Source organism: Neisseria subflava (assembly GCF_024205745.1).
GTDB classification, from domain to species: Bacteria; Pseudomonadota; Gammaproteobacteria; order Burkholderiales; family Neisseriaceae; genus Neisseria; species Neisseria flavescens_B.
The window spans coordinates 2,038,658-2,058,106 of sequence record NZ_CP073117.1 but is presented as its reverse complement, the minus strand read 5'-3'; the positions used below and the strand labels follow the sequence as shown (position 1 = coordinate 2,058,106).

The 19,449-nt window shown below is 48.8% G+C and carries 20 protein-coding genes; 4 read left to right on the top strand and 16 right to left on the bottom strand.

What is annotated here, in order from left to right; translation table 11 throughout:
* Positions 1–56: 56 nt before the first annotated feature.
* From KCG55_RS09825 to KCG55_RS09810, 4 genes are all read right to left on the bottom strand, one after another.
* Positions 57–1,274 carry a uracil-xanthine permease family protein gene (locus KCG55_RS09825; RefSeq protein ID WP_003679234.1) on the bottom strand — a complete coding sequence of 406 codons (1,218 nt, stop codon included), beginning with the start codon at positions 1,272–1,274 and terminating at the stop codon, positions 57–59.
* A gap of 167 nt (positions 1,275–1,441) precedes the next feature.
* Entirely contained in the window at positions 1,442–1,753 is a 312-nt protein-coding gene (locus KCG55_RS09820) for a hypothetical protein (protein WP_003679235.1), read from the bottom strand.
* Positions 1,754–1,816: 63 nt separating this feature from the next.
* On the bottom strand, positions 1,817–2,428 hold the full coding sequence (locus KCG55_RS09815) for a hypothetical protein (RefSeq protein WP_254322917.1): 612 nt from the start codon (positions 2,426–2,428) through the stop codon (positions 1,817–1,819).
* The gene (locus KCG55_RS09810; protein WP_254322916.1) at positions 2,428–3,690 is read right to left on the bottom strand and encodes a multifunctional CCA addition/repair protein; all 1,263 of its coding nucleotides are present in this window, start codon (positions 3,688–3,690) and stop codon (positions 2,428–2,430) included. The genes KCG55_RS09815 and KCG55_RS09810 overlap by 1 nt, the downstream gene beginning before the upstream one ends.
* Before the next feature lie 252 nt (positions 3,691–3,942).
* Here KCG55_RS09810 and ung point away from each other — a divergent pair, with 252 nt between their 5' ends.
* Complete coding sequence (gene ung, locus KCG55_RS09805) at positions 3,943–4,602, top strand: uracil-DNA glycosylase (protein WP_254322915.1); 660 nt, start codon at positions 3,943–3,945, stop codon at positions 4,600–4,602.
* Between the two features lie 54 nt (positions 4,603–4,656).
* Here the strand turns inward: ung and KCG55_RS09800 are convergent, their stop codons facing one another.
* The 5 genes from KCG55_RS09800 to KCG55_RS09780 form a co-directional block, all read right to left on the bottom strand.
* Positions 4,657–5,730 carry a sulfate/molybdate ABC transporter ATP-binding protein gene (locus KCG55_RS09800; protein WP_254322914.1) on the bottom strand — a complete coding sequence of 358 codons (1,074 nt, stop codon included), beginning with the start codon at positions 5,728–5,730 and terminating at the stop codon, positions 4,657–4,659.
* On the bottom strand, positions 5,727–6,587 hold the full coding sequence (gene cysW, locus KCG55_RS09795) for a sulfate ABC transporter permease subunit CysW (protein ID WP_049328527.1): 861 nt from the start codon (positions 6,585–6,587) through the stop codon (positions 5,727–5,729). The genes KCG55_RS09800 and cysW overlap by 4 nt, the downstream gene beginning before the upstream one ends.
* 84 nt (positions 6,588–6,671) lie before the next feature.
* A complete protein-coding gene (gene cysT, locus KCG55_RS09790; protein WP_254322913.1) occupies positions 6,672–7,508 on the bottom strand; it encodes a sulfate ABC transporter permease subunit CysT in 837 nt (278 codons plus the stop codon).
* A gap of 159 nt (positions 7,509–7,667) precedes the next feature.
* On the bottom strand, positions 7,668–8,117 hold the full coding sequence (locus tag KCG55_RS09785) for a DUF4124 domain-containing protein (protein WP_254322912.1): 450 nt from the start codon (positions 8,115–8,117) through the stop codon (positions 7,668–7,670).
* Between the two features lie 13 nt (positions 8,118–8,130).
* Complete coding sequence (locus KCG55_RS09780) at positions 8,131–8,421, bottom strand: hypothetical protein (RefSeq protein WP_432761062.1); 291 nt, start codon at positions 8,419–8,421, stop codon at positions 8,131–8,133.
* 89 nt (positions 8,422–8,510) lie between these two features.
* On the opposite strand from KCG55_RS09780, the gene KCG55_RS09775 reads away from it, so the two are divergent.
* Positions 8,511–10,139 carry an ABC-F family ATPase gene (locus tag KCG55_RS09775; protein WP_254322911.1) on the top strand — a complete coding sequence of 543 codons (1,629 nt, stop codon included), beginning with the start codon at positions 8,511–8,513 and terminating at the stop codon, positions 10,137–10,139.
* 223 nt (positions 10,140–10,362) lie between these two features.
* Here KCG55_RS09775 and KCG55_RS09770 read toward each other — a convergent pair whose 3' ends face one another.
* Positions 10,363–11,580, bottom strand: a complete 1,218-nt coding sequence (locus tag KCG55_RS09770) for a D-alanyl-D-alanine carboxypeptidase family protein (protein WP_254322910.1) — start codon at positions 11,578–11,580, stop codon at positions 10,363–10,365.
* Between the two features lie 208 nt (positions 11,581–11,788).
* Here KCG55_RS09770 and ilvA point away from each other — a divergent pair, with 208 nt between their 5' ends.
* Complete coding sequence (gene ilvA / locus KCG55_RS09765; RefSeq protein WP_254322909.1) at positions 11,789–13,312, top strand: threonine ammonia-lyase, biosynthetic; 1,524 nt, start codon at positions 11,789–11,791, stop codon at positions 13,310–13,312.
* Positions 13,313–13,371: 59 nt separating this feature from the next.
* On the opposite strand, the gene trmB is transcribed toward ilvA, so the two are convergent.
* The 3 genes from trmB to KCG55_RS09750 all read right to left on the bottom strand — a co-directional run bounded on the left by trmB (position 13,372) and on the right by KCG55_RS09750 (position 16,639).
* Positions 13,372–14,088, bottom strand: coding sequence for a tRNA (guanosine(46)-N7)-methyltransferase TrmB (gene trmB / locus KCG55_RS09760; protein WP_070608339.1), 717 nt, complete (start codon positions 14,086–14,088; stop codon positions 13,372–13,374).
* A gap of 137 nt (positions 14,089–14,225) precedes the next feature.
* Positions 14,226–14,882 carry a response regulator gene (locus KCG55_RS09755; protein WP_070632965.1) on the bottom strand — a complete coding sequence of 219 codons (657 nt, stop codon included), beginning with the start codon at positions 14,880–14,882 and terminating at the stop codon, positions 14,226–14,228.
* Complete coding sequence (locus KCG55_RS09750; RefSeq protein WP_254322908.1) at positions 14,879–16,639, bottom strand: histidine kinase; 1,761 nt, start codon at positions 16,637–16,639, stop codon at positions 14,879–14,881. The genes KCG55_RS09755 and KCG55_RS09750 overlap by 4 nt, the downstream gene beginning before the upstream one ends.
* 258 nt (positions 16,640–16,897) lie before the next feature.
* On the opposite strand from KCG55_RS09750, the gene mobA reads away from it, so the two are divergent.
* Positions 16,898–17,479 carry a molybdenum cofactor guanylyltransferase MobA gene (mobA, locus tag KCG55_RS09745; protein WP_250579963.1) on the top strand — a complete coding sequence of 194 codons (582 nt, stop codon included), beginning with the start codon at positions 16,898–16,900 and terminating at the stop codon, positions 17,477–17,479.
* 124 nt (positions 17,480–17,603) lie between these two features.
* Here mobA and KCG55_RS09740 read toward each other — a convergent pair whose 3' ends face one another.
* From KCG55_RS09740 to KCG55_RS09730, 3 genes are read right to left on the bottom strand one after another with little or no spacing between them, the layout of a single operon-like run.
* On the bottom strand, positions 17,604–18,443 hold the full coding sequence (locus KCG55_RS09740; protein WP_254322907.1) for an NAD-dependent epimerase/dehydratase family protein: 840 nt from the start codon (positions 18,441–18,443) through the stop codon (positions 17,604–17,606).
* Between the two features lie 41 nt (positions 18,444–18,484).
* Positions 18,485–18,967, bottom strand: a complete 483-nt coding sequence (locus KCG55_RS09735; protein WP_049352212.1) for a DUF2269 family protein — start codon at positions 18,965–18,967, stop codon at positions 18,485–18,487.
* Positions 18,964–19,353: a DoxX-like family protein gene (locus tag KCG55_RS09730; protein ID WP_254322906.1), complete on the bottom strand. Its 390-nt coding sequence runs from the start codon at positions 19,351–19,353 to the stop codon at positions 18,964–18,966. Before KCG55_RS09730 ends, KCG55_RS09735 begins: the two co-directional genes overlap by 4 nt.
* Positions 19,354–19,449: the final 96 nt, after the last annotated feature.

The following is a 19,449-nucleotide window of genomic DNA, read 5'->3' as shown; positions in this document are numbered from 1 at the left end:
AAAAGGCCGTCTGAAATCTCATTTTCAGACGGCCTTTGAGTTTATGAGCCAGCTATTTATGCTTCTTCTGATTTTGTATTGGGCAAAACGCAGTTCAGGATAATGGCCAATACGGCGCACAAACCTACACCGGCGAAGCTCAAAGTACCTACTTTGATAATCATGCCGCCGATACCGGTCGTCAATACGGAGCTGACGATAACCAGATTTTTCGGCTGCATCAAATCGACTTTCGCATCAATCAATGTTTTGATGCCCAAAGAGGCGATTGTACCGAACAGCAGCAACATAATACCGCCCATAACCGGCATAGGAATCGAAGCCAAAAACGCGTTGAACTTACCGAAAAACGCCATAAAAATTGCAAAAATTGCCGCCCAAGTCATGATGACGGGGTTGCTGTTTTTGGTAATCATCACCGCACCGGTTACTTCGCCGTAAGTGGTTACAGGAGGGCCGCCGATCAAACCGGCCACGCACACGCCCAAGCCGTCACCGGCGAGGGTTTTGTCCAAGCCCGGGTCTTTAGTGTAGTTTTTGCCGGTTACATTACCGATGGCCATAATGCCGCCGATGTGTTCGATGGCCGGGGCGATGGCAACGGGCAACATAAACAAAGCAGCCTGCCAGTTGACTTGAGGCGTTTCAAAATGAGGGACGGCAAACCAAGGAGCGTTGATGATGGCGCTTGTATCGACCAAGCCCATGATTAAAGCCAACACATAGCCGGAAGCCACGCCGATTAGAATCGGAATCAGCTTCATCATTTTGCTGCCGAAGACAGAAACAATGACGGTTACCGCAAAGGTAAAGCCGGACAGAATCAGCGAGTCGATATAGTCGATGACCTGTTTTCCATCTGCCTGACCCATGGCCATGCTGCTGGCTGCTGCTGCCACGGACAAGCCGATTACCATAATCACCGGGCCGATAACCACGGGCGGTAACAGTTTGTGTACCGCATCCAGACCGCGCCATCTGATCAGCGCGGCAAAGACAAAGTACATGAAGCCGGCCGCAAACAGGCCGAACATGGTAGAAGGCAGGCCCCATTCGCCGATGGAGTAGATAATCGGTGCGATAAAGGCAAAAGAAGAGCCGAGGAAAATCGGCACTTTACGTTTCGTAACCAATTGGAACAACAAAGTGCCCAAGCCTGCGCCCAATAATGCCAAAGCCGGATTTAATCCCGTCAGAAGCGGCACAAGTACCATGGCACCGAATGCGACAAACAAAATCTGCGCACCGGCTACCGCTGTTTTAAGCTGGTTCATAAAAGCTCCGAAGAAAATTTAAACGGCGCAGATTATACTGATTTATCCTAGTCATGAACATTTATTTACAAAAGGCCGTCTGAACAAATGTAATGAATACACCTGTTCAGACGGCCTGGTTCGATAGCGAATGGTTAATAACTTATCAAAATCGATTAGGAAGATTTTCAGCCGCGCGTTTCGCGCCAAACCAAATAATCGCGCAGGGGCGGCATGGGCGGGTTGATGCAGTGCGGACAGATGCCGGTTGTGTCTTCATCGTCGCTGTCGATATGGTAGTCGTTTGGATCGAAGCGCACCTGCTGCATGACGGCTTGCGCCAAAGCTTGCGCCTGTACGACATCAAAGCGGAATTTTTCAAGGATTTCGTTTAATAGACGGATTTCGCCGTCGCTGAAAGATTCGCTGTGTTTGACAATGAGGCGTTGATAATCTTCATTGCTGATTTTTTCGTGAAGTAAATCGGTCTGGATAGTCATGATTTTTATTGTTGAAATAAGATGGTCAAGGTGCAGATTATAGCGGATATCGTGGCGGCTGTTTCAAAGTCCGTGTTCTGGTTCGGCAAGTGTCCCTGTTTTGGCTTTTTTCGGTATTAGGTTGTTTAATTTAGAGTTAATTGCTTGGTAATCGTCGCTATAAAAAAATTCTCCAATGTATATGGTTTTCCCATGATAAACAAATGACCATGCACCTTGTTTACTATTTGGTTGTCGTAAGGGGCTGGAGATGGTGGATGTATTCCTTCTCTGACTCAAATAGTTACGCAGTGTGATTTTAGTGTTTTTAGTATTTGCATAGTTCTCATGTGGCTGCCATTGTGATATTTCTACGAGTGAAAATTTTTTACCTTTTCCCAATCCAAACAGCGCGAATTGGTGTGAAAGTATTCCATTTTGAACATGGATATATTCTTGTCCAAAAAGTTGCCACAGTAAGTCATAAATACATTGGCAAGAAAGCAGGCCTAAAAATATGAGGAGTATGATATTAAATGTTGATTCAAAGTTTAAATTTGAAATGTTTGCCAATATCAATAGTACGATTACAAGATCTCTGCAAGTTAATAGAAGTTTGAGTCTGTTGCGTATAATTTTTGCTGACAAGGTAATTTTGCTAGGTGTTTGTTCAATTTTATAACGCAAAGATGCCATCAATAGCCTCCTATTTTTTCAGCCTGATACGCTTTTTGAATCGGCCTAATTTGTGCTAAGCGGGCATGATCGATTTGTTCGGCAATTAAATGGGCTTTCCCTTGTGTGCGGCACTCGGCGGCAATTTTACCTGCATCTACTTGGTTGGCGGCCTCAAGTAAAGCCAGCCAGTGTTCGCGTTGCGGATAAGGCGTGTTTTCAAGATTCAGACGACCTTGTTTGTCGGCCACGCAGACGTTTAAGGCCGTCTGAAAACGTTCTGGGCGGCGGAATGCGTCGGTTTTTTTCAAAACATTCAAAATGGTTTTGCTTTTGAACTGCCCGACTTGATGGAGCATGATGTGCCAACGGCAGACAAGTTCGGCAAGCTCGGCGCAGTGTTTGGGCGCGCGCAGGCGTTGATTGACTTCGCGGACGGGTTCGACGCCGTTGACGTCGTGTCCGTAGTGTTTCGGCAGGATATCGGCCGGTGTTTTTGCCTTGCCTAAGTCGTGCAATAAGGCGGCATAGCGTTCGGCGAGGGACAGGTTCATCTCGGCAGCTCGTTGTATAACCATTAGCGTATGAATACCGCTGTCGATTTCGGGATGATAGTCGGCGCGTTGCGGTACGCCGAACAGGGCATCAAGCTCGGGCAGTAAAACTTTGAGTGCGCCGCATTCGCGCAAAACTTCAATCATTCGGCGCGGATTTTTCTCCATCAAGCCTTTGGCCAATTCTTGCCAGACGCGTTCGGCAACCAAGGCATCGGCTTCGCCGTTTTCTACCATTTGCCGCATCAGCGACATGGTTTCATCGGCAATTTGAAAACCATAACGCGCGGCAAAACGGGCGATACGCAAAATACGCACGGGGTCTTCGGCAAAGGCAGGCGAAACGTGGCGCAGGATGCCGGCCGCCAAGTCTTGTTGTCCGCCAAAAGGATCGATGATCGTGCCGTCTGAATCTTGAGCCATGGCATTGATGGTCAGGTCGCGGCGCATCAGGTCTTGTTCCAGCGTAACGTCTTTATCGGCATGAAAGCTGAATCCGGCATAGCCTTTTGCGGTTTTGCGCTCGGTACGGGCGAGGGCGTATTCTTCATGGCTGTCCGGATGGAGAAAGACGGGAAAATCCTTGCCGACAGGTTGATAGCCTTGAGCCAACATGGTTTGCGCATCTGCACCGACGACTACCCAGTCGCGATCCTTGACAGGCAGGCCTAACAGATGGTCGCGGACGGCGCCACCGACAAGATAGATTTTGATGGTTTGTGTATTCATATAAAAATCGAACGATATAAAAAGGCCGTCTGAAAAGCCGTATCGGGTTTTCAGACGGCCTGAGTCAGAACGCTATTATGAGGCTTTAGGCTTGTTGCCGTCGATGATTTTCAAACCGGCGAAACCAAGTCTTTGATTTCGTAACGCAAGACTTTCATGCCCCATCTGCCTGCCGCTTCGTCCAAAGCAGCAACAACAGGCTGAAAATTATTTCAGTTATAATAAGTCCATTCAAATATGGAGCGGCAAGCAATGCAGACTTGGCACGAGGCAATTGGTGCGGAAAAAGAAAAGGCGTATTTTCAAACGATTTTGGAGAAGGTGCGCCATGACAGGCAGGCGGGGATAACCGTTTATCCGCCTGAACGCGACGTATTCAATGCCTTTCGGACGACTGAATTCGGAAATGTAAAAGTAGTGATTTTGGGGCAAGATCCGTATCACGGTGCGGGTCAGGCACATGGTTTGGCGTTTTCCGTGCAGCCTGAAATTGCGGTGCCGCCGTCGTTGGTCAATATTTATAAAGAGTTGGCGACGGATATTGAGGACTTTCAGATTCCGCAACACGGCTATTTGCAGCATTGGGCGGAACAGGGTGTATTGCTGTTGAACACAGTATTGACTGTCCGTGCCGGTGCGGCGCATTCTCATGCGACTTTTGGCTGGGAGGCGTTTACCGATGAAGTCATCCGACAATTGGATAAGGAACGCGAGCATTTGGTCTTTATGCTGTGGGGCAGCCATGCGCAGAAGAAAGGCGCGTTTATCGACCGCAGCCATCATTTGGTGCTGACCGCGCCGCATCCTTCTCCCTTGTCGGCGTATCGAGGCTTTTTCGGCTGCAAACATTTTTCGCAGGCAAACGCTTATTTGCAGGCGCATGGTTTAGAGCCGATTGATTGGCAGGTTTAAATAAGATGAAAGGCCGTCTGAAAGCAGATTTTCAGACGGCCTTATGATTTAGTCTCAAATCGAATATTCAATCAGTTCGTTTTGAGAAAAGACATAAACCTGTTTTGGAATCAGCTTCAATTCTTTGCCTTCGGCGATTTGGTAACGCGCTGCATCGCTGCCAGCCAGCGTGATATGCACGTCTTGTTTGTCGTGTTTGACCAAAATATGCGTCAATGCGCCGACGGCGTGGATTTTTTCGATTTTGGCACGGATCATCGGGGTTTCGTGTTCGGCGGCAAGCTGCCATTCGTGTGGTCGGATGTAGCCGGTGGCGGTTTGCTCCTGCCATTTGTAGTGCGCGTCCAATTTCCATGCGAAGCCGTTGTAGTGCCAGATGCCTTTTTCAATGCGTCCTTCAAAAGCGTCGGTTTCGCCTAAGAACTCGGTAACGAAGGCGTTTTCAGGTTTGCGGTAAATGGCTTCGGCGCTGCCGGTTTGTTCGATTTTACCGTGGTTCATGACGACGATTTCGTCGGAAACTTCGAGGGCTTCTTCTTGGTCGTGTGTGACCAAAATGCTGGTTACGCCCAAGTTGTGATGAATATCGCGCAACCAAGTGCGTAATTCTTTGCGCACTTTGGCATCCAGCGCGCCGAAGGGTTCGTCCAAAAGCAGGAGTTTCGGTTCGACCGCAAGCGCACGGGCGAGGGCGATGCGCTGGCGTTGGCCGCCGGAGAGCTGGTGCGGATAGGATTTGGCGAGGTGGGAGAGCTGCACGAGTTTCAGCAATTCTTCGACTTTGGTGCGGATTTGTTCTTTGGACGGGCGTTCGGACTTGGGTAATACGGCCAAACCGAAAGCAACGTTGTCAAACACGTTCATATGGCGGAAAAGGGCGTAGTGTTGGAACACGAAACCGACTTTGCGCTCGCGGACGTGTTTGGTGGTGACGTCTTGGTCGTCAAAGAGAATTTGGCCGCCGTCGGCGTTTTCCAGTCCGGCAATAATGCGCAGGAGAGTGGTTTTGCCGCAGCCGGAAGGGCCGAGCAGGGAAACGAGTTTGCCGGTGGGGACGTTGAGGTTGATGTTTTTCAGCGCGTGGAAACTGCCGAAGTGTTTGTTTAGATTTTGGATGGTGATGCTCATGCTGCGTTCCTTTCAGCGGCGGCGAGTTTTTTATCTTGTAATTTTGTGATGATGTTTTGCACCAGCAAGGTGGCCAAGGCTAAAAGTGCCAATACGCCGGAGAGGGCGAATGCGCCGGTGAAGTTGTATTCGTTGTAGAAGATTTCGACCAAAAGCGGGATGGTGTTGGTTTCGCCGCGTATGTGTCCCGATACTACGCTGACCGCGCCGAATTCTCCCATCGCGCGGGCGTTGGTGAGGATGATGCCGTAGAGCAGCGCCCATTTGATGTTGGGCAGGGTAACGCGCCAAAACATCTGCCAGCCGCTGGCGCCGAGTATCAAGGCGGCCTGTTCTTCGCTGTCGCCCTGCGCCTGCATTAAAGGAATAATTTCGCGTGCAACAAAGGGGAAGGTAACGAACAGCGTCGCCAGAATAATGCCGGGGATGGCGAAGATAATCTGTATGCCTTGCGCTTCCAGCCAGCCGCCCAATGCCGTGTGCGCGCCGAACAATAAGACGAACATCAAACCGGCCACCACGGGCGATACGGAAAACGGCAAATCGAGCAGAGTGGTCAGCAACTGCTTGCCGCGAAAGTCAAAACGGGTCAGCAGCCACGCCATCGCCACGCCCAATACGGCATTGACAGGGACGACAATCAGCGCGGTAATCAGCGTTAATTTGATGGCAGACCATGCCTCGGGATCGGTCAAGGATTGCAGGTATAAATCCCAACCGCCTTTTAAGGCCTCGTAGAATACGGCAACCAATGGCACGACCAGCATCAGCAGCAGAAAGCCCAAGGCGGTAGCGGTCAGCAATACGCGCAGCCAACGCGGTTCGCTCAGGTTTGGATTGGTGGAATGGGTTTTCATGTTAGTGAAGCCTCTATTTATTCTTGTATCCGTTTAGGCCGTCTGAAAAATGTTTGCTTGATGTTTCAGACGGCCTGTTGTTTGTTAAACCTTCGCTCCGGCGCGGCAGCTCAAAGTCCATTGCATAATGTTCAAAATCAACAGGATGACAAACGAAATCATCAGCATAAACAGAGCAACGGCTGATGCGCCCTGAGCATCGTATTGCTCCAGTTTGCCGGTAATAATCAAGGGCAGGATTTCAGATACCATCGGAATATTGCCCGCGATAAAAATGACCGAGCCGTATTCGCCGGTAGAGCGGGCAAACATCATGCCTGCGCCGGTCAATAGGGCCGGTGTGATTTCTGGCAAGAGGACGCGGCGGAACGTAGTCCAACGGCTTGCGCCCAAAGTCGCCGCCGCTTCTTCATATTCGCCCGACAACTCTTCCAATACCGGCTGCACGGCGCGGACGATAAAGGGCATGCTGACGACAATCAGCGCAATCCAAATACCGATGGGCGTAAAGGCGATTTTGATGCCCAAAGGCTCGAAAAAACGGCCTATCCAGCCATTGGGCGCATACAGGGTTGCCAACGCAATGCCTGTTACCGCCGTCGGCAGCGCAAACGGCAAATCGACCAAAGCGTTTACCAATCCTTTGCCCGGAAATTCATAGCGCACCAATACCCAGGCAACCAACGTGCCGAACACGATATTGGTCAACATCGCATAAAACGACATTCGCAAACTCAGCCAGACGGCCGCCAAGACATTGGGTTCGGTAATCGTGTTCCAAAATCCGCTCCAGCCAATTTCCGCCGCTTTGGCCGCCATCATCGCAAACGGCAAAACCACCAAAAGCGACAGGCACAAAACCGTCAAGCCTAGGCTGAGCTTAAAACCCGGCAATACAGAAGGTGTTTTGAGTAACAACATAATGGCAACCGTCAGAATTTAATACACGCTTACTTTAACAAGGCCGTCTGAAAACTGGAAAGAATGCTTTGTTTGGTATAAAGACGATTTTGTTATATTGAAAAGATGAAAAGGCCGTCTGAACATCAAATTTCAGACGGCCTTGCTGGTGTTGGGGAATCAATAAGCAACAGATTCAGGCGATGAGGGCTGGTGTTGCGCCGCGTCATAGTTTTCCTGAGCCGAGCGGACGGCTTTTTCCAAACCATTGATCCGTTCGAGATAGCGGGCATAGTTGCGTTCATTACCATAACGCACTTTTTTGCCTTCTTCCAAATTTTTCTTGGCAGTATCTAAAGCACGCTTGGCCGCGCCGACATCAGCCGGATTGACCGGGGCGACAGCTTCTTCTGCTTGCTCGGTTTTGCTTGGGGAAATCAGCGTTGCCGGTGTTGAAACAGGCGCAGAAGTATATACGGACGGTTTGCCGATATTGCTGGCTTTGCAGTTTTTGCCGCCGGCTTGGGTATAGACTTTGCGGCCTGCGGAATCGGTACATTCAAAAATGGGCGCGGCGGAAACTGCAGTTGTCAAAGCGAGCAGTAATGTGCTGATCCAAATTTTGTTCATTTTTTATTTTTCCTTAAAACCATTTCCACCAAACAAACAAAGCCGCAATCATGATGATGTTGGCGAAGAGGATGGGTTTCCACTGTCTGGGTGCGCGCCGCAATTCGGCGCCCGAGCGCGTGCGGCGGATATAGAAAAACGGGCTGAGCAGCATGGAGGCGGCACATACCAAAATAATTACGGCGTAATAGATTTTGTGCGTTTCCATATCGTTTCTCCGTTTCAGACGGCCTGAAATACTGCCTACAACGCATTTTTGCGTGAAGCGTTGTCTGTTTTTATCTTGCATTGAAATTGGGCGCATTTGCCATGGCCTCAATCCTGAGGTCTTTGCAAAAATATGCTACAATCGCGTCCGATTATAACATTCTATTTATAAAGGTTTTACGAATAATGATTTCTACCAACGGCATCACCATGCAGTTCGGCGCAAAGCCGCTGTTTGAAAACGTATCCGTCAAATTTGGCGAAGGCAACCGTTACGGCTTGATCGGCGCCAACGGCTCAGGCAAATCCACCTTCATGAAAATCCTCGGCGGCGATTTGGAACAGACTGCCGGCGAAGTCGCGATTGAAAACGGCGTGCGTTTGGGTAAATTGCGCCAAGACCAGTTTGCCTACGAAGACATGCGCGTGCTGGACGTGGTGATGATGGGTCACACCGAAATGTGGGCGGCAATGACCGAGCGTGATGCGATTTACGCCAATCCCGAAGCCACCGAAGACGACTACATGAAAGCCGCCGAACTGGAGGCTAAGTTCGCCGAATACGACGGCTACACCGCCGAAGCACGCGCTGCCGAATTGTTGAGCGGCGTGGGCATTTCCGAAGATTTGCACAATGCGACCATGGCAGAAGTTGCCCCGGGCTTCAAACTGCGCGTATTGCTGGCGCAAGCCCTGTTCTCCAAGCCAGACGTATTACTTTTGGACGAACCGACCAATAACTTGGACATTAATACCATCCGTTGGTTGGAAGGTGTGTTGAACCAATACGACTCCACCATGATCATTATCTCGCACGACCGTCACTTTTTGAACGAAGTCTGCACACACATGGCGGATTTGGACTACAACACCATCACCATCTATCCGGGCAATTACGACGACTATATGCTCGCTTCCGCCCAATCGCGTGAGCGCACCCTGAAAGACAACGCCAAAGCCAAAGAGAAACTGCAAGAGCTGCAAGAGTTCGTTGCTCGCTTCTCCGCCAACAAATCCAAAGCCCGTCAGGCAACCAGCCGTCTGAAACAGGCAGACAAAATCAAATCGGAGATGGTCGAAGTCAAACCTTCTACCCGTCAAAACCCATATATCCGTTTTGAAGCCGATGAAAAAGCCAAGTTGCACCGTCAGGCTGTGGAAGTTGAAAAACTGGCCAAACGTTTTGAAACCCAGTTGTTTAAAAACCTGAACTTTATCCTTGAAGCAGGCCAGCGCCTCGCCATCATCGGCCCGAACAGCGCAGGTAAATCTACCTTGCTGAAACTCTTGGCAGGCGCATACAACCCCGAATATTCAGACGGCCTGCTGCCGGACGAAGGCACCATCAAATGGGCGGAAAAAGCCAGTGTTGGCTACTATCCGCAAGACCATGAAAACGACTTCGACGTCGATATGGACCTGAGCGAATGGATGCGCCAATGGGGTCAGGAAGGCGATGACGAACAAGTCATCCGCGGCACTTTGGGCCGCTTGCTCTTCGGCAGCAACGATGTCGTGAAAAAAGTGAAGGTTCTCTCAGGTGGCGAAAAAGGCCGTATGCTTTACGGCAAACTGTTGCTGTTGAAACCCAATGTCTTGGTCATGGACGAACCGACCAACCACATGGACATGGAAAGTATCGAATCTTTGAACATGGCGCTGGAAAAATACAACGGCACGCTGATTTTCGTCTCGCATGACCGTCAGTTTGTATCTTCATTGGCTACCCAAATCATCGAATTGGATGGCAAAGGCGGATATGAACACTACTTGGGCGATTACGAAAGCTATCTGGAGAAAAAAGGCTTAGTTTAAGCTCATGCTGATAAGCTATTAAGATATTGAAATGCCGTCTGAAAACCGTTGTGTTTTCAGACGGCATTTTTTGAAGCGTTTCATATTGGCAATCACTGAAACTGCTAAGATTAAAATGGATAAATTTCTTGTTAGGAATTTTTATTAAAGCCATAAAACAGATATACAAAAGGCCGTTTGAAATATTTCAGACGGCCTTTTGTATGTTTTGATGGAAACTGGATTAACTGAATAAACCTTTAAACCACAACACAATCGCGTCCCACATACGGCGCAACCAGCTGCCTTCTTCCACGCCAGTCAGGGCGACGACGTCTTTTTCGGCAATGATTTTACCGTCTTTCATGACTTTCAGCTTGCCCAATACTTGGCCTTTTTCAATCGGGGCGAGGACGGGCTGAAGCGTTTCTAAAATAGGTTTGACGTTTTTACCGGTATCGTGGGGAATGGTAATGTAAACATCGTCCAAGAAACCGATATCTACGGCTTTGGTGCTGCCTTTGTAAACTTTGACTTGGGAAATCACTTCTCCGCCGTTGTAAAGTTTAGGCGTATCAAATGCCTGCAATGACCAGTTGAGCAGTTTGCTGCTTTCACTGGCGCGCGCTTCGGTGGATTCGGCACCGGCAAGGATGGAAACAATACGGCGGTTGTTGCGTTTGCTGGAAGCGGCGAGATGGTAACCTGCGCCTTCGCTATAGCCGGTTTTTAAACCGTCGATACTGCTGTCGCGATAGAGCAGGAGATTGCGGTTGGGCTGCTCGATATTATTGTATTTGAAAGATTTGTTTGCAAATAATGGATAATATTTCGGATAGTCATTGATGAGTGCGGCGGCCAAGATGGCAAGGTCGCCAACGGTTGAAACATGGCCGTTAGAAGAAATGCCGGTCGGATTGTTGAAGTGGGTGTGCTTCATGCCCAAACGTTTGGCTTCTTCGTTCATTTGTTTGACGAATTCGTCGATAGAGCCGTTGCCAATGGCTTCGGCAAGGGTAATGGCGGCATCGTTGGCCGATTGGATGGTTGTACCCTTAATCAAGGAGCTGACGCTGACAGGAACTTTGGGATCGAGGAACATGCGCGAACCTTCGACTTTCCATGCAGCATTGGAAACCGTCAGCATTTGGCCTGCCTCAAGCGTACCGTTTTCCAGTGCTTTAAAGGCAAGGTAGGCGGTCATCATTTGCGTCAATGCGGCAGGCTCGATAGGCGTGTCGGCATTGTTGGACGCTAAGGTTTGCTTGCTGTGCAGGTCGGTAACGATATAGGCAGTCGCTGCAATTTCCGGCGGCGTTGTCGGGCTGTTGATGCTGTGCAGCAGCGGTTGCGTTTGAGCATTGCTTTGTACAGCAGGTGCGGATGCAACCGGGTCGGCAGCAAGGGCAGGAGTACTAATAAGAGTAGCAAAAATTAAGCTAAGTAGCGTTTTTTTCATCATTATGTGTGGATTTGAATATGAGTGGACACTGTTTCTTTCAAAGTAAACAGTTTGGCATATTAAATAGATATTAAGCGGACATTATACCGTCTCATTTGGGCTTTGCTAAGATTTTTCTTGCCTTCAGACGGCCTCAGGGGTATGGTTTTAACTTTTTCGTCCGGTCGATTTGACCGAATTGCAATTTATTTCCGAACACTAAAATACCATGAACCATTCCCTTCCTCTTTCTGATTATCTAACCCGTATTTTGACCGCTTCCGTTTATGATGTGGCCGTAGAAACGCCTTTGGATTTGGCACGTAGTCTGTCAGACCGTCTGAACAATCAGGTTTTGCTCAAACGTGAAGATTTGCAGCCGGTGTTTTCGTTCAAAATCCGCGGCGCGTACAACAAAATGGCGAAGCTGCCGAAAGAAGCCTTGGATTGCGGTGTGATCGCTGCCAGCGCGGGCAACCATGCGCAGGGCGTGGCTTTATCGGCGCAGTATTTGGGTTGCCGCGCCGTCATCGTGATGCCGGAAACAACGCCCAAAATCAAAATTGACGCGGTCAAGAGCCGAGGCGGCGAAGTGGTGTTGAAAGGTGTGTCTTACAACGATGCCTATGATTATGCGATGGAGTTGGCAGAAAAGGAAAAACTGACTTATATTGCGCCGTTTGATGATCCTGATGTGATTGCCGGTCAGGGAACCATCGGTATGGAAATCCTCCGTCAACACCGCAATATCAATGCGATTTTTGTGCCGATTGGCGGAGGCGGTTTGGCAGCAGGCGTAGCGGCATTTATCAAACAGGTTTGCCCTGAAATTAAAGTCATTGGCGTGCAAACCGATGATTCTTGCTGTATGAAGCAATCGGTAGAGGCTGGGGAAATCGTACATTTGAAAGATGTCGGCCTGTTTTCAGACGGCACGGCGGTTAAAGTGGTGGGCGAGGAAACTTTCCGTCTGTGTAAAGAGCTGTTGGATGAAATTATTACGGTCAATACGGATATGTTGTGCGGCGCGATTAAAGATATTTTTGACGATACGCGCAGCATTACCGAGCCTGCGGGCGCATTGGCCCTTGCCGGTCTGAAGGCTTACGTTGTGAAAAACAATATCCAAGGTCAAAACTTAGTTGCCGTCACCAGTGGCGCCAACATGAACTTCCACCGCCTGCGCCATGTTTCAGAACGCAGTGAGCTGGGCGAGGGCAACGAAGGTATTTTTGCCGTCACCATTCCTGAAGAAAAAGGCAGCTTCCTCAAGTTTATCAATGTCTTGGGTAGTCGGAATATTACTGAGTTCAACTACCGCTACGGCAACGACAAAAATGCTCATATTTTTGTCGGTTTGCAAACTGCCGGTGCGCAAGACTTGGCCGTCATCAGCAAACAACTGGCTGACGCTGGTTTGCCGAATGTTGACCTGACCAATGATGAAATCGCCAAAATCCATATCCGTTACATGGTCGGCGGACGTACGGAAAAAGTATCCAGCGAACGCTTGGTTAGCTTTGAATTTCCGGAACGTCCCGGCGCATTGTCCCGCTTCTTGAATCATATGCGCGCCGAATGGAATATTACTTTGTTCCATTATCGCAATCATGGTGCGGACTACGGCCGTATTTTGGTCGGTATCGATGTACCTGAAAGCGACAATGAAACATTTACCGACTTCTTGGAGAGCTTGGGTTATGTGTATAAAGAAGAAACCGATAATCTGGCTTATAAACTTTTCTTGGCTTAATCAGTAAGATAAAAGGCCGTCTGAAATTTTTCAGACGGCCTTGTGTTTTATGTTCGGCTTTATTTCTTACGGAACACCAAGTCCCAAACGCCATGCCCCAATCGTTTGCCTCGGGCTTCAAATTTGGTTTCAGGACGATAATCAGGCGTAGGGGCGTAATCGGCAGCCGTGTTTTGCAAAGCGTCGAAACTGCTCAAAACTTCCAGCATTTGCACGGCGTATTCTTCCCAGTCGGTCGCCATATGGACATAGCCGCCGCTTTTGAGTTTGGGCAGCAGCTTTTCAACAAACGGCACTTGTACCAAGCGGCGTTTGTTATGGCGTTTTTTGTGCCAAGGGTCAGGGAAGAAAATATGAATGCCGTCTAAAGAACCGTCTTCCAGCATCTTTTCCACTACTTCCACTGCATCATGACGCATCACGCGGATATTGGAAATGTGTTCTTCCTCAATCAGCTTCAAGATATTGCCGACGCCCGGGCCGTGAACATCAATCGCTAAAAAGTCGGTATCGGGCAGACGTTTGGCGATTTCCACTGTCGCAACGCCCATACCGAAACCGATTTCCAAAACTTTAGGATTATCCCGTCCAAAAGTGCGGTTCAAATCCAAAGGAGCTTCTTGGAAGTCCACACCAAATTGCGGCCACATCGTATCGATCGCGCGCTGTTGGGCTGCGGTCATATGGCCTTGACGCAAGACGAAACTGCGGATGCTGCGTTTGTGTTCTTCAGGAACGGTATTTTCGGGTGTATTTTCTGGAATGTTTTCGGACATGTTGTTTAAAATCAGTGAGAAATCAAATAAAAAGGCCGTCTGAAAGAATCAGACAACCCTGCATATAAATCGGCGTGATTATAGCGAATAAACGCTTTTCCTGAAACCTTTTAAAAAGAAGGTTTCAGACGGCCTGATTAAGACAATACCGGTTGCGGTACTTTGTGTTGCACTGCATAAACCGCAGCTTGGACGCGGCTGCTTAGGTTTAACTTACGCAACAGGTTTTGCACATGCACTTTGACGGTTGACTCTGCCAGATTCAAATGACGGGCAATGATTTTATTGCTGTGTCCGGCGGCAAGATAGCCCAAGATTTCCATCTCGCGCGGGGTCAGTTGCTCCAGCAGATGGTCGGAGCGGGAAGGAGATGGAGAAATCAGCGATTGCACCAAGCGGCTGGTCATTTCTGGAGAAAAGACATTGTCGCCATCGACAGCTTTGCGGATGCTTTCCAATAGAAAGTCGGCGTTGATGTTTTTCAGCAAAAAGCCTTTTGCACCCATACGCATACATTCGGTCAAATCATCGCTGTCTTCGGAAACAGTCAACATGATGACGGTCAGCTGCGGATTGCTACTTAAAATTTGAGCCAATGCTTCGCGGCCGTTCATGACCGGCATATCCAAGTCCAGCAAGACCACATCAGGCTTGAGCTGCTCAACCATTTTTACGCCGGCCAGGCCGTCTGAAGCTTCTCCGACGACTTCAAAATCAGGCTGGCGCGAAAGCAAGGCCTTGATACCGCTGCGAAATAGGGTGTGGTCGTCAATAAGGGTAATTTTAATCGTCATGATGCTGTTCTCATTTGTTTTGGCAAAGTCAGCATAACCGCCGTACCTTGCCCAATCTGCGATGTAATGGCCAATTCTGCGTTAATCCGTTGGGCCCGTTCCTGCATAATGCCCAAGCCGACATGTTCGCCTGAAGGCCGGTTTGATAGGTGTTCTTTATTAAAGCCTGCGCCGTCGTCCCGAATCGTCATGACAAAATCGCCGTGGTTGGCAATTTCGACGCTGACATGTTGCGCACGCGCGTGCTTCCGGATATTGGACAGGCTTTCCTGCAAGATGAAGATGATCTGCAAATGCTCATCATAATTCAAAGCCTGCCCGTCGTCCTGCCATTTTAAATCAACTGGAATACCTGTTTGTCGTTCAAAACGCGCCAGCAGCGATTCTACCGCTTCAGGAAAATCTTTATTACTGATTTTGGTGCGGAAATTCATCAAAAGTTCGCGTACGTCCTCGTAGCATTCCTGTACGCCGTCTTTGATGAAGCCGATATTTTCTTCGGCCTGCTCGCGTTGGTCTGAGGCAAACGCGCTTTCCAGCATTTGTACCTGCAAATTCAAAAAGGTCAAAGCTTGCGCGATGCTGTCATGCAAGCCTTGTGCAATCAAGTTACGCTCCTGCAAGACCGCAAGCAGGCGGCGTTCTTGTTCCATGCGGTTGTTGGCGATGGAAATGCCCAGCTGTCCGCTTAAAGTATGCAGCAGTTTTTCGTCTTGCTCATCAGGCATATGGCCGTCTGAAAAATATAGGGTCAGTACGCCGAGTTGTTCGTCTTGATAAACGATTGGAAATTCTACACGATTTCCTTCTTCGGTTTCACCGACGCTTGCCGCCAAATCAGAACGTTTCCGCTCCTCATCGGAAAGATATACCGTACCGCCTAAGGCGGAAAACGCAGGCAGAATCTGAGTTAAAAATTCTTCTGCCGCCTGTTGCGGCGTAAAGGTTTGGTGCAGATTACGCGTGGTTTGGTAGAGCAGGGTCAAATCACGGTTTTGCCGCGCCAAGTCTTGGGTTTGTTTGGCAACTTGTCCTTCCAAGTCTGTATAAAGCGTATGCAGACGGCGGCTCATTTGGTTGAAGCCCTTGCTTACTTGGGCAAACTCACGGATCTGGTCTGTCTCGATTTGAACGCCGAAATGTCCTTTGCTGATGGTTTCTACGCCATCACGCAATTTTTCCAAGGGCCGGATAATCCATGAATAATGCCAAACAATCATCAAGCCTGCAGCCACAACAATCATCAGCATCATTACCATTTGAAAGCGGCGCAGCCACAAGGTATTTTGCTCGTTGGCATTTTCCATCGCCTGTAAAAATAGCTCGATGTTACCGGCAAAACGATACAGGCCGATTTGGGTCGGACGCTCGTAATGTTGCAAAGACGGCTTGATATTGGATTCCCAATCAATCAACAGCATCGATTGAATCAAGTCGTAAGCTAACGGCATTTGAGACGGAATCAGCGGATGAATGGCATCGCTTTGCGTCACATTGGCCAGCGTACGCTCAAATTCTTTGATTTGGTTGTCAATTTGCGCATTGGGTGTACGGACGCTTGCCATATAAGCCAAACGGTACACCTGCATTTTCAAGCTGCCCGCATCTTCAATCGTTTTGGCCGCGCTTTCCAAACGCCAAGAAAGCAGCAGGGTAAAGGCAATCGATAAAAACGCCAAACTGACCCATAAAAAAGTCAGCAGTTTTAAACGCGAAGACAGGCTCAGGCCGTCTGAAGATCCGGAGAATAAACGCATAAAGCACGCAGGGAACTAATCCGATAATCTTATAAAAATATCATTCTTTCGGCCTATAAACAACCTGTCTAAAATAATTGTATGGTTATGATAAGAAAAAACAGGGGTTTAATGTAAAATCATGTTATGATAAAATTCATCTCAAGTGAATTAAATCATAAGAATAAGGTTTCAGACGGCCTGAAACCTTGAAACTTATCCAATAAACACAACATCTTGAACCATACTCCATACTCTGCTTCGCAAAGGACTACCAAAATGAAAATTTTCGCACTGATATTGGCCGGCGGGCAGGGAAGCCGGATGGGAGGTGTCGATAAGGGGTTGGTGCAATGGCACAACAAAGCCTTGATAGATCATGTTATCGAAAAAATCCGCCCCCAAGTCAGCCATATCGCCATCAGTGCCAACCGTAATCTCGAATCTTACGCGCAACGCAGCGCGCACGTTTTCTCGGATGCGCGCCAATGGCAACATTACGGCCCTCTAGCCGCCTTATGTACTGCCGCCAACGATTTACAAATTGCCACTGCCGATTGGCTGCTTATCGTATCCTGCGATATGCCGCGTTTGCCGGAAAACTTGGTTTTCCAGTTTGAAACCATTGCGCGGCGCACGCCATTGTGCAATGCGTTTTATGTGGAGACTCCTGCCAGACCGCATTACAGCGTGATGTTTATCCGTCCGCAAATCCTGCAAAGCACCGTGCCATACCTTTATTCAGGAATGCGCAGCATCCGCGGCTGGCTGCAGCAACAGCGCGCAAGAGTTGTCCATTTCCCTCATGAGCAGGATTTTATCAGCTACAACACGGAAAACGATTTGGCCCAGCCTTTGTAGTTGGGTAGGTAGAAGCAATAAGCCGATAAAAAACTGAATAGTTTTGCAATAAAGTATTTTATAAAAGCTTTAGGCCGTCTGAAAAATAGACGGCCTTTGTTTTGTCATTTTAAAGATAAATGAATTATAGGCAACCGGCAAAGTTTTCTGCTGCCAATGGTTCCCTGCCTAGTAAAGCTGCAAAATTAGAATAGTCGGCGCATGAGCCTTGCTGGAGCAGGGCAAAGCTGTCGCGGCTGATAATGCCGTTGCTGAGGATGTTTACCAATGGTAGCGCAGGGTTAATCAGACGCAGGGGAACGGGTAGGATACGTTGCGGCGGTTTATGGTGCAGGGTTTGGCGGATGGTGGTCAGGTATTCCGCCAAAGTCAGCGTTTGGCTGCCGGTCATATTGATGATGCTATGGTCGGTGTCGGTTTGGACGGCAAGTTTTGCCAAGCCTTCGGCAACATCGGCAAGGTGTACTGGCTGTAAATGAAAGCATCCGCCTTCCGGCAGGGGAAGCAAAGAGAGGCGGGCTAGTTTGATGAACAGTTCGCAGCTGGTTCCTCCTCGACCGTAAACAACGGATGGTCTGGCTATGGCAATCGGTATGCCGCTTTGAGCAATGGCATCATCGCCACGTCCTTTGCTGCCGACAAAGTTGATGGACTGAGATGGATTGGCACCCAGTGCGGATAGTTGCACCCAGCGTTTAATGCCTGCTGCTTTTGCCCATGCGGCGAGCTGTTTAGGCGTGTGGTGGTGCACGGTTTCGAGTATTTCAGCATGACAGCTCATAATTCCAATGCAGTTGATGAGAACGTCTTGCCCTTCCAATAAACGGCGTGCGGCTGTTTCATTTGGATGAAGAAAGTCGAAGGCGCGGCGGTCGGGCGTGCAAACTTGGTAACCTTGTTCTTTGAGGATTTGAACGGTACGGCTGCCGATGAAGCCGCTGCCTCCGAAAATGATGATGTTCATATGTTTTTCTTTATATTGTTGCTGAGGTCGTCTGAAAATCTTTAAATCGGTTTCATTACCATTAGGAAGTAAATCACGATAGTGGCGCAAAAGGCTGGATAGCCGAGCAATTCCCAGCGTCTGGCGTAACGCCAGTAGGGCTCCGGAATGGTGTCTGCGTTTTCTTTATGTGCTTTTTCGGCAATCTTGGCCATGCGGATTTGCAGCCAGACAACGGGCAGCCAGCAAATGCCTGAAAAGATGTATAAGGCAAGCGTCATCCATACCCAATTTTGTTCCAGCATGGTGGAAACAGTGTAGCCGCGCTCATACAGCATCCATAAACCGGACAAGGGTTGGAAAATAACGGCAGGGGTTGTAAACCACCAATCTGCTTTGATGACCCAATGCGAGACGACCGACTGCGCGGCAACCGAACCGCTGCGGTTTGCCCAAAAGAGGTAAAACGCTGTACCAAAGCCGGTGCCGACCATTAAGGTAGCCGAGATGATATGCAGGGTTTTAACAATTAAATAGGTGTTCATTTTTTATCTCCTACGGATTGATACAGGAAAAACAAAGTAGCCATAATCGGCAGGTTTTTTACCAAAGGCGCAAATGGATGCGCCCACATTTCGGGCAGTCTGAAGGCAATGATCAGGCTGTATGCCGCGACGGTTATCAATTGCAGCAGCCATATTGCAGAGCGGGAGCGAAGGCGGCTGAAGCATAAAAAGGCAAAACCGATATCCAATAGTGAAGCGGTAATTAATGTTGGCCATTGCAACGGATTGGGAATGCCGACCGAATGCAGTAAATCCAATGACATTTCAGGCATGAAAAACAGAGGCTGGGTACCGCTCCAGAGCCATAGCAGCCCCATCGAGTAAGACAGGTAGGCGGGGAGGGTGTGCGTAGTGTGGTCGGACATATTGGTTTCCTAATTTCATTTCAGTTTAAAATATAATCAATCTGAAATTTCTATAATTTCTGTCAAAATAGAAATTATAGAATAAAAAAAATTTTA